General features: G+C 65.8%; 18 protein-coding genes. 12 read left to right on the top strand and 6 right to left on the bottom strand.

Annotated features, from left to right (window positions below; translation table 11 throughout):
• The first annotated feature begins 92 nt into the window (after positions 1 to 92).
• The 4 genes from JWQ90_RS15130 (at position 93) to JWQ90_RS15115 (ending at position 4,399) form a co-directional block, all read left to right on the top strand.
• Complete coding sequence (locus JWQ90_RS15130; protein ID WP_299695675.1) at positions 93 to 998, top strand: LysR family transcriptional regulator; 906 nt, start codon at positions 93 to 95, stop codon at positions 996 to 998.
• Positions 999 to 1,263: 265 nt separating this feature from the next.
• Positions 1,264 to 2,046 (top strand): SDR family oxidoreductase, encoded by a 783-nt coding sequence (locus tag JWQ90_RS15125; RefSeq protein WP_299695674.1) that lies wholly within the window; start codon positions 1,264 to 1,266, stop codon positions 2,044 to 2,046.
• Positions 2,047 to 2,192: 146 nt separating this feature from the next.
• Complete coding sequence (locus tag JWQ90_RS15120; protein WP_299695673.1) at positions 2,193 to 3,188, top strand: NADPH:quinone oxidoreductase family protein; 996 nt, start codon at positions 2,193 to 2,195, stop codon at positions 3,186 to 3,188.
• Positions 3,188 to 4,399 (top strand): acyl-CoA dehydrogenase family protein, encoded by a 1,212-nt coding sequence (locus JWQ90_RS15115; RefSeq protein WP_299695672.1) that lies wholly within the window; start codon positions 3,188 to 3,190, stop codon positions 4,397 to 4,399. Before JWQ90_RS15120 ends, JWQ90_RS15115 begins: the two co-directional genes overlap by 1 nt.
• Positions 4,400 to 4,538: 139 nt before the next feature.
• On the opposite strand, the gene JWQ90_RS15110 is transcribed toward JWQ90_RS15115, so the two are convergent.
• Positions 4,539 to 5,504, bottom strand: coding sequence for a cation diffusion facilitator family transporter (locus JWQ90_RS15110; RefSeq protein WP_299695671.1), 966 nt, complete (start codon positions 5,502 to 5,504; stop codon positions 4,539 to 4,541).
• 139 nt (positions 5,505 to 5,643) lie between these two features.
• Between JWQ90_RS15110 and JWQ90_RS15105 the strand changes: the two genes are divergently transcribed.
• The gene (locus JWQ90_RS15105) at positions 5,644 to 6,156 is read left to right on the top strand and encodes a cytochrome c (RefSeq protein WP_299695670.1); all 513 of its coding nucleotides are present in this window, start codon (positions 5,644 to 5,646) and stop codon (positions 6,154 to 6,156) included.
• Positions 6,157 to 6,160: 4 nt separating this feature from the next.
• Here the strand turns inward: JWQ90_RS15105 and JWQ90_RS15100 are convergent, their stop codons facing one another.
• Positions 6,161 to 7,462: a hypothetical protein gene (locus tag JWQ90_RS15100; RefSeq protein ID WP_299695669.1), complete on the bottom strand. Its 1,302-nt coding sequence runs from the start codon at positions 7,460 to 7,462 to the stop codon at positions 6,161 to 6,163.
• Between the two features lie 235 nt (positions 7,463 to 7,697).
• Between JWQ90_RS15100 and JWQ90_RS15095 the strand changes: the two genes are divergently transcribed.
• Positions 7,698 to 9,536: an acyl-CoA dehydrogenase gene (locus JWQ90_RS15095; protein ID WP_299695668.1), complete on the top strand. Its 1,839-nt coding sequence runs from the start codon at positions 7,698 to 7,700 to the stop codon at positions 9,534 to 9,536.
• An 83-nt stretch (positions 9,537 to 9,619) separates the two neighbouring features.
• Here the strand turns inward: JWQ90_RS15095 and JWQ90_RS15090 are convergent, their stop codons facing one another.
• From JWQ90_RS15090 to JWQ90_RS15080, 3 genes are read right to left on the bottom strand one after another with little or no spacing between them, the layout of a single operon-like run.
• Positions 9,620 to 10,480 carry a carbon-nitrogen hydrolase family protein gene (locus tag JWQ90_RS15090; protein ID WP_299695667.1) on the bottom strand — a complete coding sequence of 287 codons (861 nt, stop codon included), beginning with the start codon at positions 10,478 to 10,480 and terminating at the stop codon, positions 9,620 to 9,622.
• Positions 10,477 to 11,073, bottom strand: a complete 597-nt coding sequence (locus tag JWQ90_RS15085) for a GNAT family N-acetyltransferase (protein WP_299695666.1) — start codon at positions 11,071 to 11,073, stop codon at positions 10,477 to 10,479. Before JWQ90_RS15085 ends, JWQ90_RS15090 begins: the two co-directional genes overlap by 4 nt.
• A gap of 2 nt (positions 11,074 to 11,075) precedes the next feature.
• A complete protein-coding gene (locus tag JWQ90_RS15080) occupies positions 11,076 to 11,483 on the bottom strand; it encodes a ketosteroid isomerase-related protein (protein ID WP_299695665.1) in 408 nt (135 codons plus the stop codon).
• Positions 11,484 to 11,903: 420 nt separating this feature from the next.
• Between JWQ90_RS15080 and JWQ90_RS15075 the strand changes: the two genes are divergently transcribed.
• From JWQ90_RS15075 to glgB, 5 genes are all read left to right on the top strand, one after another.
• Positions 11,904 to 13,103, top strand: a complete 1,200-nt coding sequence (locus tag JWQ90_RS15075) for an acyl-CoA dehydrogenase family protein (protein ID WP_299695664.1) — start codon at positions 11,904 to 11,906, stop codon at positions 13,101 to 13,103.
• 152 nt (positions 13,104 to 13,255) lie between these two features.
• Positions 13,256 to 14,098, top strand: coding sequence for an SDR family oxidoreductase (locus JWQ90_RS15070; protein ID WP_299695663.1), 843 nt, complete (start codon positions 13,256 to 13,258; stop codon positions 14,096 to 14,098).
• Between the two features lie 258 nt (positions 14,099 to 14,356).
• Positions 14,357 to 17,632 carry an alpha-1,4-glucan--maltose-1-phosphate maltosyltransferase gene (locus tag JWQ90_RS15065; protein ID WP_299695662.1) on the top strand — a complete coding sequence of 1,092 codons (3,276 nt, stop codon included), beginning with the start codon at positions 14,357 to 14,359 and terminating at the stop codon, positions 17,630 to 17,632.
• 160 nt (positions 17,633 to 17,792) lie between these two features.
• The gene (gene treS / locus JWQ90_RS15060) at positions 17,793 to 21,239 is read left to right on the top strand and encodes a maltose alpha-D-glucosyltransferase (RefSeq protein WP_299695661.1); all 3,447 of its coding nucleotides are present in this window, start codon (positions 17,793 to 17,795) and stop codon (positions 21,237 to 21,239) included.
• A 55-nt stretch (positions 21,240 to 21,294) separates the two neighbouring features.
• Positions 21,295 to 23,511: a 1,4-alpha-glucan branching protein GlgB gene (glgB, locus tag JWQ90_RS15055; protein WP_299695660.1), complete on the top strand. Its 2,217-nt coding sequence runs from the start codon at positions 21,295 to 21,297 to the stop codon at positions 23,509 to 23,511.
• Positions 23,512 to 23,594: 83 nt separating this feature from the next.
• Here the strand turns inward: glgB and JWQ90_RS15050 are convergent, their stop codons facing one another.
• Positions 23,595 to 24,815, bottom strand: coding sequence for a patatin-like phospholipase family protein (locus JWQ90_RS15050; protein WP_299695659.1), 1,221 nt, complete (start codon positions 24,813 to 24,815; stop codon positions 23,595 to 23,597).
• A 268-nt stretch (positions 24,816 to 25,083) separates the two neighbouring features.
• On the opposite strand from JWQ90_RS15050, the gene JWQ90_RS15045 reads away from it, so the two are divergent.
• The gene (locus JWQ90_RS15045) at positions 25,084 to 25,716 is read left to right on the top strand and encodes a LysE family translocator (RefSeq protein WP_299695658.1); all 633 of its coding nucleotides are present in this window, start codon (positions 25,084 to 25,086) and stop codon (positions 25,714 to 25,716) included.
• Positions 25,717 to 25,946: the final 230 nt, after the last annotated feature.

Here is a 25,946-nt window from a genome sequence, read left to right as displayed (position 1 = left end):
CACCATAGCAGCCTAGGCGGCGACTGTAGACTTGGAGTTATCGATACGTCCAATATATGGCGCCGTTATCAGCCATACGTACGGAGTATCAGATGGAACTGAGACACCTGCGCTATTTCGTCGCCGTCGCCGAAGAGCTGCACTTCACCCGCGCGGCGCAGCGGCTGGGCCTGGGCCAGCCGCCGCTGTCGCAGCAGATCCAGCAGCTCGAGGCCGAGCTGGGCTCGCCGCTGTTCAAGCGCCTGCCGCGCGGCGTCTCGCTGACCGAGACCGGCATGGCGTTTTTCTTCGACGCCAAGGCGATCCTGGCCCAGGTGGAGCGCGCGACGCGCAACGTGCAGCGCATCGCCCGCGGCGACCAGGGCGCGATCACCATCGGCATGATCAACTCGGCGCCGTTCCATCCGCGCATTCAGCTGATCCTGCGCGAATTCCGCGAGCAGTACCGCGCGGTGGCGCTATCGCTGATCGAGGGCAGCACGCCGGACCTGGCCAAGGCGGTGCTGGCCGGCACCATGGACGCAGCCTTCGTACGGCCGCTGATCAGCGACGACCCCGGCCTGGTCGTCGAAACCCTGTTCGACGAAGACCTGCTGATCGCGCTGCCGTCGAATCATCCGCTGGGCAAGCAGAAAACGCTGTCGGTGGAATCCCTCGCCCGCGAGCCTTTCGTGATGTTCTCGCGCGAAGTCGGCTCGGGCCTGTATGACGAGATCATCGCGGCCTGCCGCCGCGGCGGCTTCTCGCCGCGGATCGAGCAGGAAGCGCTGCAGGTGACCTCGATCGTCAACCTGGTGGCGGCCGGCATGGGCGTGTCGATGGTCCCGGCGTCGATGCGGCAGATCAATTCCGAGGGCGTAATCTACCGGCGCATCGACGACCCGGCGCCGAAGGCGAGGATGAGCCTGGTGTACCGCGAGAACTACCAGTCGGCGAGCCTGGCCCATCTGATTACGCTGGCAAGGAAGCTGTCGAAAGACAACAAGCGGGGCGGATGAAGTTCCCTCCCCCGCTTGCGGGGGAGGGTTAGGGTGGGGGCGAACAGTCGCGGAGCAACTCTTTACCGTCCCGCCCCCATCCCAACCTTCCCCCGCATGCGGGGGAAGGAGACCAGCGAAGCAGGGCGGTAGGTTGGGGTGAGCGCAGCGAACCCCAACCTACTCCGCTCAGCATAAGCCGTGTTCATTTGATCGAGAGCAAGGGCCAGCCTAGGCTCTGCGCAACCGATTCCGACCCAGCCAGACTCAAGGACAGGAGCCCCTCATGACTTCGCAGACCCGCCCCGCCGCGCTGTTCGACCTCGGCGGCAAGATCACCGTGGTCACCGGCGCCAGCCGCGGCATCGGCGAATCGATCGCGCGCACGCTGGCCGCGGCCGGTGCCGAGGTCATCGTGTCGAGCCGCAAGCTGGCCGATTGCGAAAAGGTCGCGGCCGCGATCCGCGACGGCGGCGGCAAGGCCGAGGCCTGGGCCTGCCACATCGGCGAGCTGGCGCAGATCGACGCGCTGTTCGCGCATGTCGAGCAGCGCTACGGCCGGCTCGACATCCTGGTCAACAACGCCGCGACCAATCCGCACTACGGCCCGATCTGGGAGACCGATGTCGGCGCGTTCCAGAAGACCGTCGACGTGAACATCCGCGGCTACTGGTTCATGAGCAGCGGCGGCGTCAAGCTGATGCAGAAGAACGGCGGCGGCGTGATCGTCAACACCGCCTCGATCAACGGCGTGGTGCCCGGCCCGCTGCAGGGCATCTATTCGGTGACCAAGTCCGCGGTGATCGCGATGACCAGGGCCTTTGCCCGCGAATGCGCGCCGCTGAACATCCGCGTCAACGCACTGCTGCCGGGGCTCACCGACACCAAGTTCGCTGCAACGCTGATCCAGCAGGGCGAAGCCAACGCCGGCTTCATGTCGCACATCCCGATGGGCCGGCATGCGAGCCCGGACGAGATGGCCGGCACGGTTTTGTATCTGGTGTCACCTGCGGCGAGTTATACGACGGGTGCGTGCATCAATGTCGATGGCGGGTATCTGACGGCGTGAGCGTTATCCCCTCTCCCACGCGTGGGAGAGGGTGGCCCGGAGGGCCGGGTGAGGGGCTTTTCTGCGACATAGCAAGCCCTCACCCCCCGCTGCGCGGGACCCTCTCCCGCAAGCGGGAGAGGGGAACAACCTATGGAGACTTTTAAATGAAAGCCCTGCTCTGCAAACAACACGGCGAGCCTGAAAGCCTGGTGATCGAAGAAACCGAGGCGCCGGTGCCTGGTGAAAACCAGGCCCTGATCCGCGTGCATGCGGCCGGTGTGAACTTTCCCGATACGCTGATCATCCAGAACAAGTACCAGTTCAAGCCGCCGCTGCCGTTCTCGCCGGGCGGCGAATGCGCCGGTGTGGTTGAAGCAGTCGGCACCGAGGTGAAGAACCTGAGGCCCGGCGACCGCGTGATCGCGTTCACCGGCTGGGGCGCGTTCGCCGAGTTGGTGGTCGCCGACGCCGATGCGCTGATACCGATGCCGGCCGGGCTGGACTTCGTCACCGCGTCCGCTTTCGTGATGACCTATGGCACCTCGTACCACGCACTCGCGGATCGCGCGGCACTGAAGTCCGGCGAGACCCTGCTGGTGCTCGGCGCCTCGGGCGGCGTCGGCCTGGCCGCGATCGAGATCGGCAAGGTGCTGGGGGCGCGCGTGATCGCCGCGGCGTCCTCGGCTGAAAAGCTCGCGGTTTGCAAGCAGCATGGCGCCGACGAGCTGATCAATTACAGCAGCGAGGATTTGAAGGAACGGCTGAAGACGATCACCGCAGGCCGCGGCGTCGACGTGACCTACGACCCGGTCGGCGGCGCGTACACCGAGATCGCGTTGCGCTCCAGCGCTTGGCGCGGGCGCCATCTGATTGTCGGCTTCGCCAATGGCGAGATTCCGAAAATCCCGGTGAATCTGACGCTGCTGAAGGGCTGCAGCATCGTCGGCGTGTTCTGGGGCGAGCACATCAAGCGCAATCCCAAGGACAACTACGAAAGTCTGACGACGCTGTTCGGCTGGCTAAAAGAAGGCCGCCTGCGGCCACATATCGGCGAGCGCTTTTCTCTGGCGCGCGGTGCCGAGGCGATCCGCGCGCTGATGGACAGGCGCGTCTCCGGCAAGGTCGTCATCACCGTCGCAAAAGATGTGGGAGCTGCGTAATGGATTTCGAATATTCCGAGCGTGTCAAGGATCTGCAGCAGCGCCTGAACGCGTTCATGGACGAGCACGTCTACCCTAACGAGAGACGCTTCACCGCCGAGGTTGCCGAAGGTGATCGCTGGCAACCGACGAAAGTCGTCGAAGAGCTGAAAAACAAGGCGAAAGCGGCGGGATTGTGGAATCTTTTTCTGCCCGAATCCGCGCATGGCGCCGGTCTGAGCAACATCGAGTACGCGCCGCTGTGCGAGATCATGGGCCGCGTGCCCTGGGCGCCGGAAGTGTTCAACTGCAACGCGCCCGACACCGGCAACATGGAGGTGCTGACGCGCTACGGCACGCCGGAGCAACAGCAGCGCTGGCTCAAGCCGCTGCTCGCGGGCGAGATCCGCTCGTGCTTTGCGATGACCGAGCCGGATGTCGCGTCGAGCGACGCCACCAACATCAGCAGCGCTATCGTGCGCGACGGCGACGAGTACGTGATCAACGGCCGCAAGTGGTGGTCGTCGGGCGCCAACGATCCGCGCTGCGCGATCTTCATCTTCATGGGCAAGAGCGACCCCGACAACGCCAGCCGCCATTCGCAGCAGAGCATGATCCTGGTGCCGCGCGACACGCCGGGTTTGAAAATCCTGCGTCACCTGCCGGTGTTCGGCTACGACGACGCGCCGCACGGCCACGGCGAAGTGCTGTTCGAGAACGTGCGCGTACCGGTGAGCAATATGCTGCTGGGCGAGGGCCGCGGCTTCGAGATCGCGCAGGGCCGGCTTGGCCCGGGCCGTATCCATCACTGCATGCGCCTGATCGGCCTGGCCGAGCGCGCACTGGAGTACCTGTGCAAACGGGCGCTGGCACGTACTGCATTCGGCAAGCCGATCGCCGCGCAGACGGTGACGCTGGAACGCATCGCCGAGGCGCGCATCCAGATCGACCAGTGCCGGCTGCTGACCCTGAACGCGGCCTACATGATGGACACCGTCGGCAACAAGATCGCGGCCAAGCAGATCGCGATGATCAAGGTCGCCGCGCCGCTGATGGCCTGCCAGGTGATCGACTGGGCGATCCAGGTGCATGGTGGCGGCGGCGTATCGGACGACTTCCCGCTGGCCTACGCCTACGCGCAGGCCCGCACCCTGCGCCTGGCCGACGGGCCGGACGAGGTTCACCGCAACCAGATCGGCAAGCTCGAGCTCGCGCGCCATATCAAGCACTGAATCAAGCCCTGAATCCGGCACTGATACCGAACGATGTCGGACGGCGAATGAACCGTAGGCCGGCAATCCTTTGCCGACGTGCGAAGCCCGATGCGTAACCGGGGCCTCACGTCGGCAAGGGATTGCCGACCTACGGGCGCTACGTAGTGACCCTGCTCGCCGGCGGCGGCACGCGCTGCTGTCGCGACTCCCACATCGCGCGCGACTGCGGCTTGATGAACAGCATGCCGATGTCGGGATGCTGTTCGCGGATCTTCGCCTCCAGCCGGTTGACGGTGCATTCGATCTGATCGGTCGTCAGGCCGTCGCAGAATTCGGCGCTGAGCGCGACGAAGATCTGCGACGGCGACAAGTGCGAAGTGATCGCGCCATTGGCATGCAGGATCGAGGGATCGTCATTGGCGATCTTCAGCAGCGATTCCTGTACTGCCGCCAGTGCCGGTTCGCCGATCAGCAGCTCCTTGCTCTCGCGCGCCAGGAACATCGCGGTGACGCTGAGAATCAGGCCGACACCGATCGAGGCCAGGCCGTCGAGCCGCGGCATATCGAGCTGGTGCGCGGCGGTGATGCCGACGAACGCGACGCACAGGCCCAGCAGCGCGGCGCTGTCCTCGAACAGCACGCTGAACACGCTGGGGTCCTTGCTGGCGCGCGCCGCCTCCAGGTAGCCGGCCTTGCCCTTGGACGCGCGGAACTCGCGCATCGCGACGATCCACGAGGCAGCTTCGAACACGAAGGAGATCGCCAACACGACATACGCGGCAGTGACGCTTTCCAGCGGCGTCGGCTTCAGCAGATGCGACACACCCTCGTAGAACGACACGCCGGCGCCGATCGAGAACACCAGCAGCGCGACGATGAAGCTCCAGAAGTACAGTTCGCGGCCGTAGCCCAGCGGATGGAAGCGATCCGGCGGCAGGCGCGAGCGCTTGAGCCCGTACAGCAGCAGCAGCTCGTTGCCGGTATCCACCAGCGAGTGGATGCCTTCACTGAGCATCACCGAGCTGCCGGTGATGCCGGCCGCGATGAACTTGGTGATCGCGATCAGCAGATTGCCGGCAAGCGCCGCGTAGATAACCCGATTGCGTGAGGATTCGGTGGCCATGCCTGCACGGTACCTGAACTTCAGACCTTGCTGGCTTGCTTATTGCCTGACCAGTTGCCCTCCCGAACAACAGACGCCTGCACAAGGCGCCGCGCCCTACGAACCCCGGGTTCCGCGGCACGCTGACGAGGTACGCGCGATGAGACGCCGCAAGTCCGCACTGCTGGCTGGCCTGCTGCTGCTGAGCCTGCAGCCGGCCGACGTGTTCGCGCAGAAGAAAACCAATCGCGTGATCTACACCTCGACCGTCGGCCGGCAGATCTACAACGACCGCTGCGCGGTCTGCCATCTGCCCGACGGCAAGGGCCGCGGGGGCGAAGATGCCGCCGGCAACGGCTTCCCGCCGCTGATCGGCCTGAGCGAATGGCTGGCGACGCGCGAAGGCCAGCTGTACGTGGCTCACGCCATCATTTTCGGACCGTATGGCACGGTGCTGGTCGGCGACAAGTTCTATTACGGCCTGATGCCGCGCTTCGGCATCCGCTTTACCGATCAGCAGATCGTCGAGGTAATCCGCTATGTCGCCGAAGTGATCAACAAACCCGCGCCCGGCTACAAGCCGATCACCGAGGCCCTGGTACAGCAGGCGCGCCGGCTGCCCGACAACATGGACGCGCTGGAGATGCAGCGCAACGAACTGCCGCAGCGCTGACGCGCTACGGCCCGCGATACAGCCGCGCGTAGACGCCAAAGTCGCCAGAACGCATCGGGTTCTGCGCCCAGGCCAGCACGAAGTCGCCATTGCCGTCGATCGCGACCGCCGGTGTCATCAGATATCCTTCCGACAGAGCGGCAACGGCGATGCGGTTGTCGGCGGCGACGCCGGCCACGTCGTAGCGCTGCGCCTCGACGGCAGCGTCGCCCGCTAGCGAATTCTTGGACCAGCCGACGATGATTTCGCCGCCGGGCTGCATGCCCAGCGTGACGCCGCGAATCCCGTAGTCTCCGCTGCTGGCGTAGGCGTTCAACGGCGAAGCTTGCGGCTTGCCGTCGGCAGCGAAGCGCTGCACGCCGACGTGGGCCGCAGCCCCTGGCGCGCCTTCGGCCAAGGCCCAGCCGATCACGAAATCACCGGCATCGTCGATCGCAACCGCAGGCGCATAGGGCTGTGCGTCGGCATTGGGATTGGCCTGCCGTTTGAGCCCCAGCGCGCGGCCGGCGGCGTCGAAACGCTGATACTCGATGGTATTGCGATACAGGCCGTTGCTGGACCATGCGACGACGAACGCGCCGCTCGCATTCATCGCCAGCACCGGGACGCTATTGCCGTAAAGGCCGAGCGGGCTGAGGTCCGGCAAATCGGAGCCGGCGCGGAAAGCCGCGCCTTTGGCAACACCGTCGCTGCCGTAACGCCGCGCATCCAGATTGTTGGTGCTGAAACCACCGAAGACCGTTGCCATGCTGCTGCCGATCTGCGTCGCCGAAGCGTGATTCCAGACGACGACGAAATTGCCCGCCGCATCGCTGGCGACCGGCGCCGCCGCATAAGCCACCAAATTGCCGGTCCTGGCGTAAGACGCGACCTCAATGACACCGCTCACGGCGGTTCCGTCGAGCGCATATTGCTGAGCCTGGATGTGGTAGCGCCGCATAGCGTCGTCGTAGCTGCTGCAGCTGACGACGTAGCGGCCGCCGGGCAGCATCGCCACGGACGGCCAGCCATCGGTCAATGCAAGCTTGATCTCCGGACTCAGCGCGACACCGCTGGCGTCATAGGCGCGCGCATAGATTCCCGGCGCATTTGCGTCAATGCGCTGCCACACGATCACGCTGTTGCCGGCCGCATCGCGCGCGCTGTCGACGAGGCTGCCGATCCCAGAGGAGCCGACCGCGTCGACACGGAACGCCGGGCCCAGATTGCCGTCCTGAGCCCAGCTGGTCGGCGCGACCGGCAGCGCTGCAGCCGCGTACAGCGGCGCGCACAGGATCAACAGCTTGCGCAGCATTCGGGTCTTCATGAGGCTCTCCTCCTCGGTACAGCGGGTACTGCTGCACGGCGCGGCGGAAGACCGGCCGTCATTTTGTGGACTCGATTCCGAGGCGAATGATGGCACCAACTTAAGCCTTCCGGTGTAGGAGCCAGCTTACTGGCGACAGACGGTCCCACCCGTCAGCACGCGGTCTTCGCAGCAGCCGGGGCCGCGGAAGCCGCGGCTTGCACCTGGGACAGGGGCATCGCGTTATCCTTGCCCCATGTCCCTGATCCTCTCCCGCCGCGATCTCGATTTCCTGCTCTACGAATGGCTGAACGTCGAGACGCTGACGCGCTATCCGCGCTACGCCGATCACGCGCGTGAAACTTTCGACGCGGTGCTCGACACCAGCGAGCGCATCGCCACCGAGTTGTTCGCGACGCACAACAAGAAGAACGACCAAAACGAGCCGCACTTCGACGGCGAGCGCGTGCACATCATCCCGGAAGTGAAAGCCGCGCTGGACGCCTACAGCGAGGCCGGCCTGATGGCGGCCGCGCAGGATCTCGACAACGGCGGCATGCAGTTGCCGACGGTGGTGGAGAAGGCCTCGTTCGCGTACTTCGTCGGCGCCAATGCCGGCACCTCGGCCTACCCGTTCCTGACCATCGGCAACGCCAATACGCTGCTCAAGCACGGCACGCCGGCGCAGATTCACGCCTTCGTCAAACCCGAATTCGAGGGCCGGTTCTTCGGCACCATGTGCCTGTCGGAACCGCAGGCCGGATCATCGCTGAGCGACGTCGCCACCCGCGCCGAATTCGACGGCGACAGCGCACTCGGCGCGCAGTACCGGCTGACCGGCAACAAGATGTGGATCTCCGGCGGCGAGCATCAGCTGAGCGACAACATCGTGCATCTGGTGCTCGCCAAAGTGCCGGACGACAGCGGCAAGCTGATCCCCGGCGTCAAAGGCATTTCGCTGTTCGTGGTGCCGAAGGTGCTGGTCAACGCGGACGGCTCGCTGGGCGAACACAACGACGTCGTGCTCGCCGGCCTGAATCACAAGATGGGCTATCGCGGCACCACCAACTGCCTGCTCAATTTCGGCGAGGGCAGGCGCCACAAGCCCGGCGGCAAAGCGGGAGCAATCGGCTATCTGATTGGCGAAAAGCATCGCGGCCTGGCCTGCATGTTCCACATGATGAACGAGGCGCGCATCGGCGTCGGCCTGGGCGCAACGATGCTCGGCTACACCGGTTATCTGCACTCGCTGGAATATGCCCGGACACGACTGCAGGGCCGCGTCGTCACCGGCACCGGCAAGGAGGCGACCTCGCCGCCGCTGCGCATCATCGAGCATGCCGATGTGCGCCGGATGCTGCTGGCGCAGAAGGCCTATGTCGAAGGCGCGCTGGCCTTGAACCTGTATTGCTCGCTGCTGGTCGACGAGCAGCGCAATACCGAAGATGCGGCGGAACGCGAGCGCGTGACGCTGCTGCTGGAGATCCTGACGCCGATCGCCAAGAGCTGGCCCTCGCAGTGGTGCCTGGAGGCGAACAGCCTCGCGATCCAGGTGCACGGCGGCTACGGCTATACGCGCGACTACAACGTCGAGCAGTTCTATCGCGACAATCGTTTGAACCCGATCCACGAGGGCACGCACGGCGTGCAGGGCCTGGACCTGCTCGGGCGCAAGGTGGTGATGCAGCAGGGCGCGGCGCTGAAGGCGCTCGGCGACGTGGTGCAGAAGACTGCCAAGGCGGCCGCCGCGGTGCCGGCGCTGGCAGGCTATGCAAAAGAGCTGGGCGAGTCGCTGCAAAACGTCGCGGTGGTCACGCAGCGGCTGTGGGCGGACGGCGATCCACGGCGCACGCTGGCCAATTCCAGCGTGTACCTGGAGGCTTTCGGCCACACCGTGCTCGCGTGGATCTGGCTGGAGCAGGCGCTGGTCGCGCAGCGCGCCGAGCCCGGCGACTTCGATCACGATTTCTATCGCGGCAAGCTGCAGGCCTGCCGCTACTTCTTCAACTGGGAACTGCCGAAGATCGGGCCGATGCTGGATCTGCTGGCGTCGATGGATACCACGGCGCTGGATATGCAGGACGAGTGGTTCTGAGCGCTGATCGTAGGTTGGGGTGAGCGCAGCGAACCCCAACATGGTTCCGCGCCGATGTTGGGGTTCGCTGCGCTCACCCCAACCTACGGGGCCTGCTCGGGCCAATGCGCGTAGTTCAGAACCTGTCCATTGGCGCGTACATTGCGCACGAGATCCAGATCGATTTCCGCATACACCCAGCCCGGCGCGTTGATCACGCCCTGCGCGACCACGCCGTCGTCCGGAAACCCGCGATCCGGCGGCCCGTACACACCGGCCGCGCCGACATTCACATCGATCGCCGGTGACCACGCCGCCTCGCCCACCAGCGGCGATACCAGCACATAGCACTGCGACTCCAGCGCCCGCGCCTGCGCCGCCACGCGCACGCGGTGATACCCGGCGAGCGCGTCGGTGCACGACGGCACCAGCAGGATCTCGGCACCGGCCTGGACCTGTGCACGCGCCAGCAGCGGGAACTCGGCGTCGTAGCAGATCGCAACGCCGATCCTGCCGAGCGCGGTATCGAACACCCGCTGCGGATCGCCGCTGCTGATCGCCCAGATCTCGCGCTCGAAGCGCGTCATGATCTGCTTGTCCTGGTAGCTCGCGCCGCCATCCGGCGTGCACAGCCAGGCGCGGTTGTGAAACCTTGCCGGCGCGCATCGCCACGGAAAGCTGCCCGCGAGAATATGCACGCCGTGGCGTTGTGCGAGCCGCTGATGCAGCGACACGTAGTCATCGCGCAAGCTCTGCAGCGAGTCCAGCTGCGCGGCCAGGTCGCCGCGCACCCGGTCGCCGAACAGCGCCGCCAGCGACATCGCCGCGTACTCGGGGAATACCAGCAGCTGCGCAGCCTTGTCCGCCGCCTCGGCAACCCAGAGCGACAGCTGGTCTTCCACTTCGGTCCAGCTGCCCGGCGTGCTGACCGGGTACGCGGAGGTCGCCGCGATGAAGCCGCTCATGCCGGCAACTCGCGCATCCAGAACGTCATGCGCTTGGCGGACGACCCGGTCTCGCCGATATCCGGCCACGAGAAACGGCTCTGCATCTGCGGCTGCTGGCGATAGCCGCGATGGCTCCAGAACGCATCGTTGGCGACGTAGTCCGCCGGCTTGCGCGCATCGTCCGCATCGCGATCCACCGAGCAGAACGCGCAGAGGCGCAGCCCCTGCGCGCGTGCATGCGCTTCGCGCTGCCTGAAGAACTCGACGCCGACGCCGCGGCCGCGATACTCGCGCAGCAGCACCGATTCACCGAAGTAGTCGATGCGTGAAAGATCCATACCGTGCTCGACGAAAGGCTGTTGCATGTCCGGCAGCGCATCCGCCAGCGGCAGGCAGGTCGACGCGCCAACGCAGCGCCCGCCGTCCCAGACCAGCACCGCCAGGCTGCGCGGGCAGTCGACATAAACCTGCAGGTAATGCGCCTCGTACTCGGCGCTGCCCTCGTACAGATACGGCCAGTCGCGGAACACGCGGATGCGCAGCGCGGCGAGCGCGTCCATGCGCTGCAGAATCCCGGCGCCGCCGAGCCGCTCCAGTCGCAGGCCCTCCATCGCTAAGCGCCCACCTGCTTCAGCCAGTCCTGCAGGTTGTAGTAGTTGCTGATGCGCGCGACGCGGCCATCGCGGATCTCGAAGAAGGCGCCGGCCGGCAGCTTGTAGGTCTGGCCGGTCGCCGGCGGCAGGCCCTCGTCGGTGTTCTTGTAGACACCCAGCACGGTGAACTCGACGGCGGCGCGCGAGCCGTCGGCGTTGGTGGTGATCGACAGATCGACGATCTGTTCGCTATAGCTGCGGTCCATGCGCTCGAGAAATTCGCGGAAAGCCTCGCGGCCGATCTCGCGGCCGCTCTGGTTGATGTCGTGGACGACATCGTCGGTCAGCAGCTCCAGAAACCCGTCCCAGTCGAGCGCATTGAATCGCGCGTAATAGGTCTCCAGCAGCTTGCGGCTCGGCTCGTTCATGTCGGCTTCTCGTCGGACGATGTGTCACAGCAGATAACGCGGGCAAGAACCGCTCCTGCCGCGCTGCGGGTCGTCGACACTCCCCACGCTCTAGCAGCCTGTCGGGCTTGGCAAGATCTACTGCGGCTTCGGCCCGCTGCGCCCAAACTGCGGGCGCCCTCGTCAAATATGACTCGATATTCTCCTCCGTCGCCCGCAGCTTGGACACAGCAGGCCAAACCCTCGCTACGATCTCCCAAGCCCGACAGGCTGCTAGCGCCTGAGGCATCAGTGTGGTGTTTCCGACACACTCGAAGCGCGATGCGCCGGGGCTTGCCGGGCTCTCACCTGATTGGACGAAGCGGCCGCCCCGGCGGCTTCTCTATCTTAGCTGGTAAGTCCGACTCACTTAATCGTTTTACCATGGCCGACGATCAGCGCATGCCCTCTTCCGAACGCATCAGCGTGATGCAGGCCTTCTCCGGCCTGAGCAACGACGAGATGGAAACCTTAAGCAATGCCGACCGCTTCGCCCAGGCCGAGCTGTATCCGCTCGCGCAGAGAATGGACGACGAGGAATGGTGGCCGAAAGACGTCTTCCCGAAGATCGGCGCAACCGGCTATTTCGGCGTCACCGCGCCCGAGGAATTCGGCGGCTCGGGCATGGACGTGTTCACCTCCGGCCTGATCCTGCAGGCGTTCTCGCGCTGGAACCATGCGCTGGGCCTGGCCTGGGTTGCGCACGAGAACCTGTGCATGAACAACCTGCTGCGCAACGCCAACGACGCGCAGCGCAAAAAGTATCTGCCGGCGATGAACCAGGGCACGTCGATCGGCGCGCTCGGCCTGACCGAACCCGGCGCCGGCTCCGACGCGCTGGGCTCGATGCGCACCACCGCGCGCCGGGATGGCGGCTACTACTACTTGAACGGCAGCAAGATCTACATCACCAACGGCCCGGTCGCCGACGTGCTGCTGGTCTACGCCAAGACCGACAAGGACAAGGGCGCGCAGGGCATCAGCGCGTTCATCATCGAGAAGGATTTTCCCGGCTTCAAGGTCGCACAGAAGCTGAAGAAGATGGGCTTCCGCGGCTCGCAGACCGCGGAGCTGGTGTTCGAGGAATGCCGGGTGCCGGCCGAGAACCTGGTCGGCGACGAGAACCGCGGCGTCAAGATCGTGATGTCCGGCCTGGACCTCGAGCGCGCGATGATTTCGCCGATCTGCCTGGGCATCGCCGAGCGCGCGCTGCAGCTGGCCATCGACTACGCCAAGCAGCGCAAGCAGTTCGGCAAGCCGATCGCCGAATTTCAGATGGTGCAGTCGATGATCGCCGAGATGTACGTCTGGGTGGAATCGATGCGCGTGTTCACCTACCAGGTGCTGCGCGCGGCGAATTCCGTGGACGAGGGCGAAGGCGGCCGCGGCGACATCCACAAGCTCACCGCCGCCGGCGTGATGTACGTGGCCGAGACCATGAACAAGGTGCTGAACCACGCGGTGCAGGTGCATGGCGGCAGCGGCTACATCTGGGAGAGCGAAATCAACCGGCTGTATCGCTCGATCAAGCTGCTGGAGATCGGCGCCGGCACCACCGAAGTGCGGAAGATGATCATCGCGGGGGAGTTGTTGCGCAGCTGATCATCAGCTCACCCAAGCTGAGCCGAGTAGGTTGGGGTGAGCGCAGCGAACCCCAAAGTTTGCCCGCGCCGATGTTGGGGTTCGCTGCGCTCACCCCAACCTACACGCTAGCCCTCCCCCGCAGGCGTGGAGGGAATTCAAAGTGATGGCCGATGACAGATCCCAACACCCCCGAAGCACTCTGGGCCGCCGACACCGTCTACCGCCCCGACCTGTTCGCCGGCAAAGTGGTGATGGTCTCCGGCGGCGGCAGCGGCATCGGCCGCGCGACGGCGCTGCTGTTCGCGAGGCTCGGCGCGAGCGTGGCGATCTGCGGCCGCACGCCCGAGAAGCTCGACGTCGTCACGAACTTCGCACGCTCACGCGGCGCTGTGATGATCAGCGTGCCGACCAATGTGCGCGAACCCGAACAGGTCGACGCGCTGTTCAGACGCATCCACGACGAATTCGGGCGGCTCGACTGCACCATCAACAACGCCGGCGGCCAGTTCCCGCAGAACGCGATCGACTACGCGCCCAAGGGCTGGAGCGCCGTCATCAACAACAACCTCAACGGCACCTGGTACATGATGCAGCGCGCCGCGCAGTACTGGCGCGACACCGCCACGCCCGGCTCGATCTGCAACATCGCGGTGGTCATCGAGCGCGGCATGCCGGGCGTTGCGCACACCGTCGCCGCGCGCGCCGGCATCATTGGCGCATCGCGCACCGTCGCGGTGGAATGGGCGCCGCTGAACATCCGCGTCAACTGCATCGCGCCGGGCCTGACCGCGACCGAAGGCCTCGAGGTCTACCCGCCGGAAGCGCGCAAGGAATTCCCGCGCGCCAACCCGATGAAGCGGCCCGGCACGGCGATGGAAATCGCCGAGGCCTGCGTGTACCTGAGCGCGTCCAGCGGCAGCTTCATCACCGGCGAAGTGCTGACCGTCGACGGCGGCGGCAAGCTCTGGGGCGAGCTGTGGACCGCGGGGCGGCCGGAGTATTTTCAGGTTTAGCGCGGTCTTCATCGCGGACAAGGTCCGCTCCTACCGTCGCGGATTCGAGGGTGCGCAAGATTTCTGTAGGAGCGGTCCTTGACCGCGATTCGCACTCGCAGTACGCCGCACGTTCAGCATGCCGCGCGTACTTTGGAATCCACTACGGATGTCAGCTACATCAGAGCGGTGAGGCAGTAAAGCTCACCGTCACTGTGCGCCCGTAGTTTCCGCGCGGGTGCCCGCCGTACCTGCGCATGACCAAGGAGAGGTCAGGCGATGTCCGACGGCAGCCAGGTTTCCGTGGCGTTCTGTCCCCGCATTTATTACCTGCATCCGCTGCTGGCAGGGCCGCTCGGCGAATGGCCGCGGCAGTTTCAGCGCATCGCCCGGCTCGGCTTCGATCATGTGCTGCTGCCCTCGGTGTTCATGCCCGGCCGCACGATCTGGCTGACCGATGACTACGAGCGCCTGCATCCCGCACTGGCTTTCGACGGCGACGTCCGGCAGGGCCTGAAGACCATCGCCGACGCGGCGCGCGATGCCGGCCTTTCGGTGATTCTCGACGCGATGCCGGACCGCAGCGCGAGCGGCGGCCGCTATGCCCGCGAGCACGCTTCGTGGCTGACCCACGACACCACCACCGATCCGCCCGATCCGCGCCGGCCGCTGCCCTGGCAGGGCGCGAGCGCGATGCGGCTCGACGATCCCTGGGTTGCCGGCGAAGTGCTGAGCGACTGGAGTGCGCGCATCCACAGCTGGCTCGACGCGGGCATCGCCGGCGTCTGCGTGCAGACGCCGCAGCGCGTGCCGCGCACGCTGATGGAGCCGCTGATGCGTAGCGCTCGCGATTACGCGCCCTGCCGTTTTCTCGCTGCCACCACCGGCCTGTCCTGGGACGATCTCGTCGGCCTGGTCGGCCAGCCCTACGACGCGGTGTTCGGCTCGACCGCCTGGTGGGATTTCAAGGGCGACTGGCTGTTGCAGGAGCACGAGAAACTGTCGCGCATCGCGCCGGTGATCGCGTCCTGCGAAGCGCCGTTCGAGCCGCGTGCGACGCGGCGAGCGGCGCGCGCGGATCTCGCGCCGCGTGCCGCGCGCCGCGCGCTGCGCCTCGCGGTCGGCAGCGGCTGCGGCTGGCTGATGACGATGGGTTTTGAATATGGCGCGATCGAAGCGCTGTCGCCGACCTCGGGTTCGCCCGAGGATTTCCGCTTGTGGCAGCACGACGCGCTGTTCGATCTGTCGCCCGAAATCACGCAGCTGAACCGGTGGATCGCCGGCGAAGCGCGCTTGCGCCAGCCGGCGAAGCTGGTGCCGCTCAGCGGCGCCGGCGGCCGGATCGCGGCCCTGCTGCGCAGCGATGCCGACCCGCGCCAGGTCGCGGACGCGCTGATGATCGTCGCCAACGCCGACCTCGCCCACGACGCCGAGCTGTTGCCGGCGCTGCTGCTGGGCGCCAATGCCGGCGGGCTGGGCAGCATCGCGTCCGAGACCGGCATGCTGGCGCTGGATCAGACGATCACGCTGGCCGGTGGTGACCTGCAGTTCTACCGCCTCAGCCGGCCCAAGCCGGTGCTGACGCCGGCGATCACGCGCAGCAAGCGCACGATCGAGGCCGCGCTGAAAGTGCCGCGTGTGGCGATCGAGGCGATCACGCCGGCGGTCGACGGCGGCGACTTCCACGTCAAGCGCATCGTCGGCGATCTGGTCGAGGTCGAGGCCGATGCGTTCATGGACGGCCACGACAGCGTTGCCGTCGCGCTGCTGTGGCGGCCGGCCGATGAGCCCCGATGGCGTGAGCTGCGCATGCGCCCGCTCGGCAACGACCGCTGGGCCGGCGAGTTCCCGCTGGAGCGGCTCGGCCGCCATCTGTACACGGTCGAGGCCTGGCGCGATGCCTGGGCCAGTTACCGGCACGAGATCGAGAAGAAGCATGCAGTGCGCATGGACATCGGTGTCGAGCTGCGGGAAGGCATCCGCATGCTGGAGGAAGCGGCGGCGCGCCTCGGTGGCGATAGCGCAGCGGAACTGACGGCACTGCTGGAAACGCTGACTGAGGACGAGCAGCGCTACGACACCTTGGTATCGGATACGACCACGGCGCTGATGCGCATCGCCGACACGCGCGCGTTCCCGGCGCGTCACGAGCCCGCGCTGGTGGTCGACGCCGAGCCGCCCGGCGCGCGCTACGCCAGCTGGTACGAGCTGTTCCCACGCTCGATGAGCTTCGACGAAAACCGTCACGGCACGTTCCGCGACGTGATCGCGCAAATGCCGCGCGTGCGCGACATGGGCTTCGACGTGCTGTATTTCCCGCCGATCCATCCGATCGGCCGCACCCACCGCAAGGGCCGCAACAATTCGCTGACCGCGGGCCCTGACGACCCCGGCAGCCCGTATGCGATCGGCGCCAGCGAGGGCGGCTTCGACGCGATTGATCCGCGGCTCGGCACACTGGACGACTTCCGCGCGATGCGCGATGCCGCGCTGGAACACGGCCTGGCCATCGCGCTGGATTTCGCGATCCAGTGTTCGCCCGATCACCCCTGGCTGAAACAGCATCCGGACTGGTTCGCATGGCGGCCGGACGGCACGATCAAGTACGCCGAGAATCCGCCGAAGAAATACGAGGACATCGTCAACGTCGATTTCTACAGCGAAGGCGCGATGCCGGCGCTGTGGGTCGCGCTGCGCGACGCGGTGCTGTTCTGGTGCGCCGAGGGGATTCGCCTGTTCCGCGTCGACAATCCGCACACCAAGCCGCTGCCGTTCTGGAAGTGGATGATCGCCGATGTGCGCGGCCGCTATCCCGACGCGCTGTTCCTGGCCGAGGCGTTCACGCGGCCCAAGCTGATGCGGCGCCTGGCGAAGATCGGCTACTCGCAGAGCTACACCTATTTCACCTGGCGCAACACCAAGGCCGAGTTGAGCGAGTACCTCAGCGAGTTGAACGACACCGAGATGCGCGAATATTTTCGTCCGCATTTCTTCGTCAACACGCCGGACATCAATCCGGTATTTCTGCAGACCTCGGGCCGCGCCGGCTTCGTGATCCGCGCCGCACTCGCCGCCACGCTGTCGGGCCTGTGGGGCGTGTACAGCGGCTTCGAGCTATGCGAAGCCGCGGCGCTGCCGGGCAAGGAGGAATATCTCGATTCCGAGAAGTACCAGATCCGCGTCTGGGACTGGAACCGCCCCGGCAACATCAGCAGCGAGATCACACTGCTGAACCGCGTGCGCAAGCTGCATCCGGCGCTGCAGACGCATCTGGGATTGAGCTTCCTGAACTGCTGGAACGAGCAGATCCTGTACTACTGCAAGGCGACGCCGGATCGCGCCGACGTGCTGCTGATCGCGGTCAGCCTGGATCCGCATAACGCGCAGGAAGCCGACTTCGAAATTCCGCTGTGGGACTTCGGCCTGCCCGATCACGGCACGCTGGCGGTGGACGATCTGGTCCACGGCCAGCGCTTTCAGTGGCACGGCAAGATCCAGCATCTGCGGCTGACGCCGGAGAGTCCGTTCGCGATATGGCGGGTGGAACAGGCGTGACGTTCAAAAGAACAATCAAAGCCCGTTCCTCCCGCACGCCAGGCATTTCTGTGAGCGTATCGAGGGACCGCGCGCTGCCGATGCGTCCCTCGATACGCTCACTGCGTGAGCTACTCGGGAGGAACGGAGTTCTGCTCCACCCCTATAACAGGAGAACGCCATGGCCGATGACTCGTCTCCGGCAATAGCGGCGGTGAAGAAGAAACCCGCCCAGCGCAGGAAACCATCGACGCTCAGCGACGACCCGAACTGGTATCGCGACGCGGTGATCTACCAGGTCCACGTGAAGTCGTTCTTCGACGCCAACGACGACGGCATCGGCGACTTTCGCGGCCTGATCGACAAGCTCGGCTACATCGCCGACCTCGGCGTCGACACGGTCTGGCTGCTGCCGTTCTATCCGAGCCCGCGGCGCGACGACGGCTACGACATCGCCGAGTTCCGCGGCGTGCACGCCGATTACGGCACGATGGCCGATGCGCGCGATTTCATCGCCGAGGCGCACAAGCGCGGCCTGCGCGTGATCACCGAGCTGGTCATCAACCACACCTCGGACCAGCATCCCTGGTTCCAGAAAGCGCGTGCGTCCAAGCCCGGTTCGGCGGCGCGCGACTTCTATGTCTGGTCCGACAGCGATCAGAAGTACAGCGAGACCCGCATCATTTTCTGCGACACCGAGAAATCCAACTGGACCTGGGATCCCGTTGCCAACGCCTACTTCTGGCATCGCTTCTATTCGCATCAGCCGGATCTTAATTTCGACAATCCGGCGGTGCTGAAGGCGGTGCTCAGCGTGATGCGCCACTGGCTCGATCTTGGCGTCGATGGCCTGCGTCTGGACGCAGTGCCGTATCTGATCGAGCGCGAAGGCACCAGCAACGAAAACCTGCCGGAGACGCACCAGATCCTGAAGACGATCCGCAAGGTCATCGACGCCGAGTATCCGAACCGCATGCTGCTGGCCGAAGCCAATATGTGGCCAGAAGACGTGCAGGAGTACTTCGGTGGAGTTGTGGATCGCAGCCATGCCGAACCCGGCAGAGCCGACTCCGGCACGCCAACTGGAAAGGGCGATGAGTGCCACATGGCTTTCCACTTTCCGCTGATGCCGCGTATGTATATGGCGATCGCGCAGGAAGATCGCTTCCCGATCATCGACATCATGCGGCAGACACCGGACATTCCCGAGGGCTGCCAGTGGGCGATCTTTCTGCGCAACCACGACGAGCTGACGCTGGAGATGGTCACCGACATGGAGCGCGATTACTTGTGGGCGACTTACGCCACCGAGCGGCGCGCGCGTTTGAATCTCGGCATCCGCCGCCGCCTGGCACCGCTGCTGGAGCGAGACCGCCGCCGCATCGAGCTGATGAATTCGCTGCTGCTGTCGATGCCCGGCACGCCGGTGATCTACTACGGCGACGAGATCGGCATGGGCGACAACATCCATCTCGGCGACCGCGACGGCGTGCGCACGCCGATGCAGTGGACGCCGGATCGCAACGGCGGTTTCTCGAAAGCCGATCCGGAGCGCATGGTGCTGCCGGCGCTGCAGGGCTCGCTGTATGGCTTCGAGGTCGTCAACGTCGAGTCGCAGTCACGCGATCCACATTCGCTGTTGAACTGGACGCGGCGCATGCTCGCGGTGCGTCGTCGCTACCAGGCCTTCGGCCGCGGCGCGATCCGCTTCCTGCGGCCGGCCAATCGCAAGATCCTGGCCTATATCCGCTGCTACGAAAACGAGACGCTGCTGTGCGTGGCTAACCTGTCGCGCGCCGCGCAGGCGGTGGAGCTGGATCTGGCCAGCTTCGCCGGACACACGCCGGTGGAACTGCTAGGCGGCACCGCGTTCCCGCCGATCGGCCAGCTCAGCTATCTGCTGACCTTGCCGCCATATGGTTTTTACTGGTTCTCGATTTCTGCGTCCGAGGGCCTGCAGCTGGCGGGGCAGCGGCCGCCGGAAGCGCTGCCGGAGTTGGTGACCTTCGTGTTGCGCGCCGGCCCGACCGAAATTCTGAACCAGCCCCTGCGCGGCACGCTGGAGGGCGAAGTATTGCCGGCGTATCTGCCGATGCGGCGCTGGTTCGCGGCCAAGGATCGCAGGATCAGCAAAGCGCGCGTGTTTTACCTGGCGCCGATCCCCGGCACCGAAGTCGCATTTTCCACGGTCGAAGTCAGATTTTCCGACGGCGAAACCGCTCGCTACGCGCTGCCGGTCGGCATCGCCTGGGAGAGCGCGACGCTGCCGGCGCTGCCGCAGCAACTGGCGCTGGCGCGCGTGCGCCGCGGCCGCCGCGTCGGTTTTCTGACCGATGCGTTTTCGCTGGAGCCGTTCGCTCGCGGCGTGCTCGCCGGCCTGCGTGATTCCTTAAGCATCGACACCGACAGCAACGCCGCGCATGGCCGCCTGATGTTCCGCCCGACGTTGAGGATGCAGCAGCTGCAGATTGCCGACGACGCGCCGATCCAGTGGCTGTCGGCCGAGCAGTCGAACAGCTCGTTGACCGTCAACGACGCGGTGGTGATCAAGCTGGTGCGCCGTATCGAACCGGGCATTCATCCCGAAACCGAGATGACGCGCTACCTGACCGAAGTCGGCTACGCCAACACCGCGCCGCTGCTCGGCGACGTGGTGCGTATCGACGAAACCGGTGTCGAAAACACGCTGGTGATCGTGCAAGGCTACCTGTACAACGAGGGCGATGCCTGGCGCTGGGTCACCGACTACCTGCACCGCAACGTCGACGAGTTTTCGGTCAGCGGCGGCGATGACAACGCCGCCAAGCTCGATCCCGCCGTCGAAGGCTACGCCGCCTATGCCGCCAACGTCGGCCAGCGGCTTGCCGAGCTGCATGCGGCGCTGTCACAGCCGAGCGACAACGCCGACTTCGCGCCCACCCAGGCCGGGCCGGATGATTTCAAGCACTGGGCCTTTGATGCGGCCGAGCAATTGAGCGCGGCGCTAGACCTGCTCGCCGCGCGCAAGGAGTGGCCGGATGAGACCACGCGCGACCTCGCCGCCGGCCTGGTCGCGCGGCGCGATGCAATCCTGAAATCGGTGCGCGGCGCCGCCAGGCTCAAGGGACATGCGCTGTGCACGCGCATCCACGGCGATTTCCATCTGGGCCAGGTGCTGGTGTCCAGGGGCGACAGCTACATCATCGACTTTGAAGGCGAGCCGAAGCGGCCGCTGGAAGAACGCCGCCGCAAGACCACGCCGCTGCGCGATGTCGCCGGACTGCTGCGTTCGCTCGACTATGCGATCGCGTCGGTCGCCGGGCTCGAAGCGCGCGGCGATCCGAACCGGCCGGTGGATGCCTCGCGCGATCGCGCACAGGCGCTGCTGGTGCGCTTCGCCGTGGCCGGCGAGAGCGCCTTCCTGGCGCGGTATCGCGAAGTCGCCGCGCACAGTCCGCATCCCTGGAGTTCGGTCGAAACCGAAACTGCGCTGCTCGATCTGTTCCTGCTGCACAAGGCGGCGTACGAAGTCGGCTACGAGGCCGCCAACCGGCCGGGCTGGCTCGGCCTGCCGGTGCGCGGCCTGGCACGGCTCGCCGACCGGCTCACTGCCAGCAGCAGCACAGGAGCGCCCAAGCATGGCCAGTAGCCGTTCTTCCACCATCCACACATTTGCTCGCAGCAGCCGCGCTGCCGAGGCCCCGATGGCTAGCGATCAGATCTTGAGTCTGCCGGTGCCGCTACCCGAAATCGGGGCGCTGGAATCACTGGTGCAGGGCTGGCACGGCGATCCCTTTGCACTGCTCGGGCCGCATCGCGACGAACACGCGCGCGTGCTGGTCAGCGCGCTGTTGCCGGGCGCGCTCGCGGTACATGCGATTGCGCGCCGCGACGGCTCCGCATTGGGCGAGCTGAAGCAGCGGCATCCGCATGGATACTTCATCGGTCCGCTGACGCGCGACGAGCCCTATCGGCTGCGCATCCAGTGGCAGAACGGCGCGATGCAGATCGCCGACGACGCTTATGCGTTCGGGCCGCTGCTGTCGGAGCAGGATCTGGAGCGGCTCGCCGACGGCCGTCACCCGCATTACGCGGACACGCTGGGTGCGCATGCGACGACGATAGACAGCATCGCCGGTACGCGCTTCGCCGTGTGGGCGCCGAACGCGCGGCGCGTGTCGGTGATCGGCGATTTCAACAGCTGGGACGGCCGGCGCCATGCGATGCGCATGCGCCATCGCGCTGGCGTCTGGGAGCTGTTCATCCCCGGCATCGTCGCTGGCACGGTCTACAAGTACGAGGTGCTGACGCGCGACGGCACGCGCGTCGACAAGGCCGATCCGGTTGCGCGCGCCAGCGAGCTGCCGCCATCGACCGCCTCGGTGGTCGGCGATCCGCGGCCGCTGCGCTGGAGCGACGACACCTGGATGGCGCAGCGTAAGCAACGCCAGGCAGCCAATGCGCCGCTGTCGGTCTACGAAATGCATACCGGCTCGTGGCTGCGCATCAGCGAGGACGGCGGCCGCAGCCTGGACTGGAACGAGCTCGCCGATCGGCTCGTGCCCTATGTCGCCGACATGGGCTTCACGCATATCGAGCTGATGCCGATCATGGAACATCCGTTCTACGGCTCCTGGGGTTATCAGCCGCTGGGGCTGTTCTCGCCGACCGCGCGACATGGCCGGCCGGAAGATTTCGGGCACTTCGTCGATCGCTGCCATGCGGCCGGTATCGGCGTGCTTCTGGACTGGGTGCCGGCGCATTTTCCGAGCGACCGCCACGGCCTCGCGCAGTTCGACGGCAGCGCCTGCTACGAGCATGGCAATCCGCTCGAAGGCTTCCACAAGGACTGGAACACGCTGATCTACAACCTGGGCCGCAACGAGGTGCGCAACTTCCTGTTCGGCTCCGCGATCGAGTGGCTGGAGCGCTATCACGTCGACGGCCTGCGCGTGGACGCGGTCGCGTCGATGCTGTATCGCGACTACTCGCGCAAGGCCGGCGAATGGATACCGAACCGCTACGGCGGCCGCGAGAACCTGGAGGCGATCGACTTCCTGCGCGATCTGAACCGCCTGGTCACCGAGCGCTGCCCGGGCGCGGTGGTGATCGCCGAAGAATCCACCGCGTTCCCCCAGGTCAGTGGCGCCGTCGAACACGGCGGCCTGGGTTTCAACTACAAATGGAACATGGGCTGGATGCACGACACGCTGCACTTCATGGAGACCGACACGATCTATCGCCGCTGGCACTACGATTCGATGACTTTCGGCCTGATTTACGCGTTCTCCGAGCGTTTCATGCTGCCGCTGTCGCACGACGAAGTCGTCTACGGCAAGGGCTCGCTGATCGGCAAGATGCCCGGCGATCCCTGGCAGAAGTTTGCCAACCTGCGCGCGTATTACGGCTTCATGTGGGCGCATCCGGGCAAGAAGCTGATGTTCATGGGCGGCGAGATTGCGCAGTGGCGCGAGTGGAATCACGACGGCTCAATCGAATGGGACCTGCTCGATCAGCCCATGCATCGCGGCATGCAGCGCCTGGTGCGCGATCTCAATCATCACTACGCGGCGCAGAGCGCGCTGCATGCGAAGGACAGCGAACCGGCGGGTTTCGACTGGGCGGTCGCCAACGACGCCGAGAGCAGCGTGCTGGCCTTCCTGCGCTGGGATTCTCGTGACGCGGCGCCGGTACTGGCGATCAGCAACCTGACGCCGGTCGCGCGGCGCGGCTATCGCATCGGCGTGCCGCAGGCCGGGTACTGGCGCGAGCTGCTGAATACCGATGCGGCGATGTACGGCGGGTCCAATCAGGGTAACAACGGCGGTGTGCATAGCGATGCCGGTGGTGCGCATGGGCATGCGCAATCGTTGGTGCTGGATCTGCCGCCCTTGGCTACGCTGTGGCTGATGCCGTCGTAGGTTGGGGTGAGCGCAGCGAACCCCAACATTTCCCCCGCGCCGATGTTGGGGTTCGCAGGCTCACCCCAACCTACGATAGAAGATCAAGCCCGCAGAAACGCCTCGATTTCATCGATCCGCGCATTCGCATCGCGATAGCCGATGGCGATCAGCTCGCGCGTGAACGCCGAATCGAACAGCAGATAGCTCAGCAGATCGGCGCTCTGCGCGTCCGGCGTACCCAGGCCATCCATCGCGTAGCGGATCGTCCGCGGCATCCGGTGCGCCAGCGTCTTGGCGACCACCGCCAGATCTTCGGACGGCGCCACACTCAAGGGATGCACGATGCGCATCGGCTCGCTGACTTCGACCGGAGCCGCGTGATGCGACACCGACAGATACGCGGCGACCAGCTCGTTCATGCGCGTCAGATGCTCCAGATCCGCGTCCAGATGATCCAGGAAGATCGCATTCAGAAACACGCCGCAGATCTGCGACAGCGGCGGCCGCCGCAGCGTCTCGCCCTCCGACGCCGGCGCCATCTCCGCCCGCAGCAGATCGCCGGCCGCCGCCTGCGAGCGGATACCGATCGCGAACAGCTTGTCCGCGCCCAGACGGATCGCCGGGCTCAGCGGCGTCGTCAGCCGCATCGCACCGTCACCGAAGTAGGCGGTGACGCCGGCCGCGGCCAGCGGCACCGGCTGGAACACGATCGGGATCGCCGCCGACGCACAGACGTGCCGCGGCGTGATCCGCGCCGGCAGCGCGACGCGGCGGCTCTTCTGCCACACCGGATGCCCTTCGCGGCCCTCGATGAAGGTGAACGCGCGGCCCGAGTGATAGCCGGTGGCGGTGATCGCCAGCGCATACACGTGGCCCTTGGCGATCGCCTCGCTGATGCCGTTGGCCGGCAGCGAGCGCGTCAGCAGCTTGAGCAGCGGCGATGCGTCCAGCAGCGACTGCGTACGGCCGGCGCCGGTCACACCGCCGAACGCGAAGTCGGCGCCGATCCTGGCGACGTTGCCGACCAGTGCGCGCGTATCGGTGCGCACCACGTCGGTGATCTTCAGCTGCGACCACAGCTTGGCGAGCCGCTCGGTGGCCTCGCCGAAGTGGTCCGAGAAGGTCGCGATCGCCGCCCCATTGATCGCGCCGGCCGAGGCGCCGGCGATGATCGGGAACGGCGAAGGCTTGTCGCGCAGGCCCGGCACCTCGCCGATGCGCTTGAGCACGCCGGCCTGGTAGGCACCGCGCGCTCCGCCGGCGGTCAGCACCAAGCCGTTCATGCCGGGCTTGGCCGGCGACTTGTTCAGTGGACGAGACATGGTCTGGTCTTCTCTCTTTATGCGGGCGCCAGGCCGCCAGCAACGGCGGCGCACCCTCAGCCGAGGCGATGCAAACCCAAGCCGCAAGTTCGGTGCCACGCCCGCATCCGCCGATGTAATGCCGTACGCGAATGGCAGGCCACACGTGGCTGTTACTTGACGTGACAAAGCCCAATCCCGGGCGCGGTGACTGCAGGCAAAATTCCGCGCATCGAAGCGGAGGCTACTTCACAATCTGCGCTTCAAGCACTCCGCCGGAAATCTTGCAATGCCGACATCGACATCATGGATCTCGTTTGCACTGGTCGCGCTCGGCATGGTGCTGACGCCGGGGCCGAACATGATCTACCTGATCTCCCGCTCGATCTCGCAGGGACGCATCGCAGGGCTGATTTCACTGGGCGGCGTGGCGCTCGCGTTCGCGGTGTACATCGTGTTGTCGGCGCTGGGCATCACCGCGCTGATCATCGCCGTGCCCTATGCCTACGAGCTGCTGCGCTTCGGCGGCGCCTGCTATCTGCTGTACCTGGCATGGCAGACGCTCAGGCCGGGCGGGCGCTCGCCTTTCCACCTGCGCGAGTTGCCGAAGGACCGCCCGCGCACCTTGTTCGTGATGGGCTTCGTGACCAACCTGCTGAATCCCAAGGCCGCGGTGCTGTACCTGTCGCTGCTGCCGCAATTCATTGCACCGGAGCGCGGCAGCGTGCTGCTGCAATCCCTGGTGCTCGGCTTCACCCAGATCACGATCAGCGTGCTGGTCAACGGCGTCATCGCCCTGATGGCCGGCTCGATCGCCGCTTTCCTGGCAACGCGCCCGACCTGGATCAGCGTGCAGCGCTGGCTGATGGGCCTGGTGCTGGGCGGCCTGGCGCTGCGCATGGCAACGGAGGCGCGGCGGTGACGGAATCGATGGGATCACGATTGAATAATCGTGATCCCATCCGTGATCCCATCAAGTAGCAGAGCAGCATCTACCGACCGAATGGGCCAGTGGTCCGTTGCACGCTTGACGGCACATAAAACCGCGTCTTTCGACCTGCGGCGGCGTTGCAAATCCTCGCAATAGCGGTGCTATTGCTGTGGTTTGCGCCTTGCCACAGGCCGAAATCCATCGGTTTTATTTGTGTCGCC

Source organism: Hydrocarboniphaga sp. (genome assembly GCF_028291725.1).
Classification (GTDB): Bacteria; Pseudomonadota; Gammaproteobacteria; order Nevskiales; family Nevskiaceae; genus Hydrocarboniphaga.
Note: the sequence above shows the minus strand (reverse complement) of the source record. Positions and strands in the feature narration are given on the sequence as shown.

Bases quoted from the DNA above. Each gene is read 5' to 3' on its own strand.
- JWQ90_RS15130 (WP_299695675.1), top strand. From the start codon at position 93: ATGGAACTGAGACACCTGCGCTATTTCGTCGCCGTCGCCGAAGAGCTG.
- JWQ90_RS15125 (WP_299695674.1), top strand. From the start codon at position 1,264: ATGACTTCGCAGACCCGCCCCGCCGCGCTGTTCGACCTCGGCGGCAAG.
- JWQ90_RS15120 (WP_299695673.1), top strand. From the start codon at position 2,193: ATGAAAGCCCTGCTCTGCAAACAACACGGCGAGCCTGAAAGCCTGGTG.
- JWQ90_RS15115 (WP_299695672.1), top strand. From the start codon at position 3,188: ATGGATTTCGAATATTCCGAGCGTGTCAAGGATCTGCAGCAGCGCCTG.
- JWQ90_RS15110 (WP_299695671.1), bottom strand. From the start codon at position 5,504: ATGGCCACCGAATCCTCACGCAATCGGGTTATCTACGCGGCGCTTGCC.
- JWQ90_RS15105 (WP_299695670.1), top strand. From the start codon at position 5,644: ATGAGACGCCGCAAGTCCGCACTGCTGGCTGGCCTGCTGCTGCTGAGC.
- JWQ90_RS15100 (WP_299695669.1), bottom strand. From the start codon at position 7,462: ATGAAGACCCGAATGCTGCGCAAGCTGTTGATCCTGTGCGCGCCGCTG.
- JWQ90_RS15095 (WP_299695668.1), top strand. From the start codon at position 7,698: ATGTCCCTGATCCTCTCCCGCCGCGATCTCGATTTCCTGCTCTACGAA.
- JWQ90_RS15090 (WP_299695667.1), bottom strand. From the start codon at position 10,480: ATGAGCGGCTTCATCGCGGCGACCTCCGCGTACCCGGTCAGCACGCCG.
- JWQ90_RS15085 (WP_299695666.1), bottom strand. From the start codon at position 11,073: ATGGAGGGCCTGCGACTGGAGCGGCTCGGCGGCGCCGGGATTCTGCAG.
- JWQ90_RS15080 (WP_299695665.1), bottom strand. From the start codon at position 11,483: ATGAACGAGCCGAGCCGCAAGCTGCTGGAGACCTATTACGCGCGATTC.
- JWQ90_RS15075 (WP_299695664.1), top strand. From the start codon at position 11,904: ATGCCCTCTTCCGAACGCATCAGCGTGATGCAGGCCTTCTCCGGCCTG.
- JWQ90_RS15070 (WP_299695663.1), top strand. From the start codon at position 13,256: ATGACAGATCCCAACACCCCCGAAGCACTCTGGGCCGCCGACACCGTC.
- JWQ90_RS15065 (WP_299695662.1), top strand. From the start codon at position 14,357: ATGTCCGACGGCAGCCAGGTTTCCGTGGCGTTCTGTCCCCGCATTTAT.
- treS (WP_299695661.1), top strand. From the start codon at position 17,793: ATGGCCGATGACTCGTCTCCGGCAATAGCGGCGGTGAAGAAGAAACCC.
- glgB (WP_299695660.1), top strand. From the start codon at position 21,295: ATGGCTAGCGATCAGATCTTGAGTCTGCCGGTGCCGCTACCCGAAATC.
- JWQ90_RS15050 (WP_299695659.1), bottom strand. From the start codon at position 24,815: ATGTCTCGTCCACTGAACAAGTCGCCGGCCAAGCCCGGCATGAACGGC.
- JWQ90_RS15045 (WP_299695658.1), top strand. From the start codon at position 25,084: ATGCCGACATCGACATCATGGATCTCGTTTGCACTGGTCGCGCTCGGC.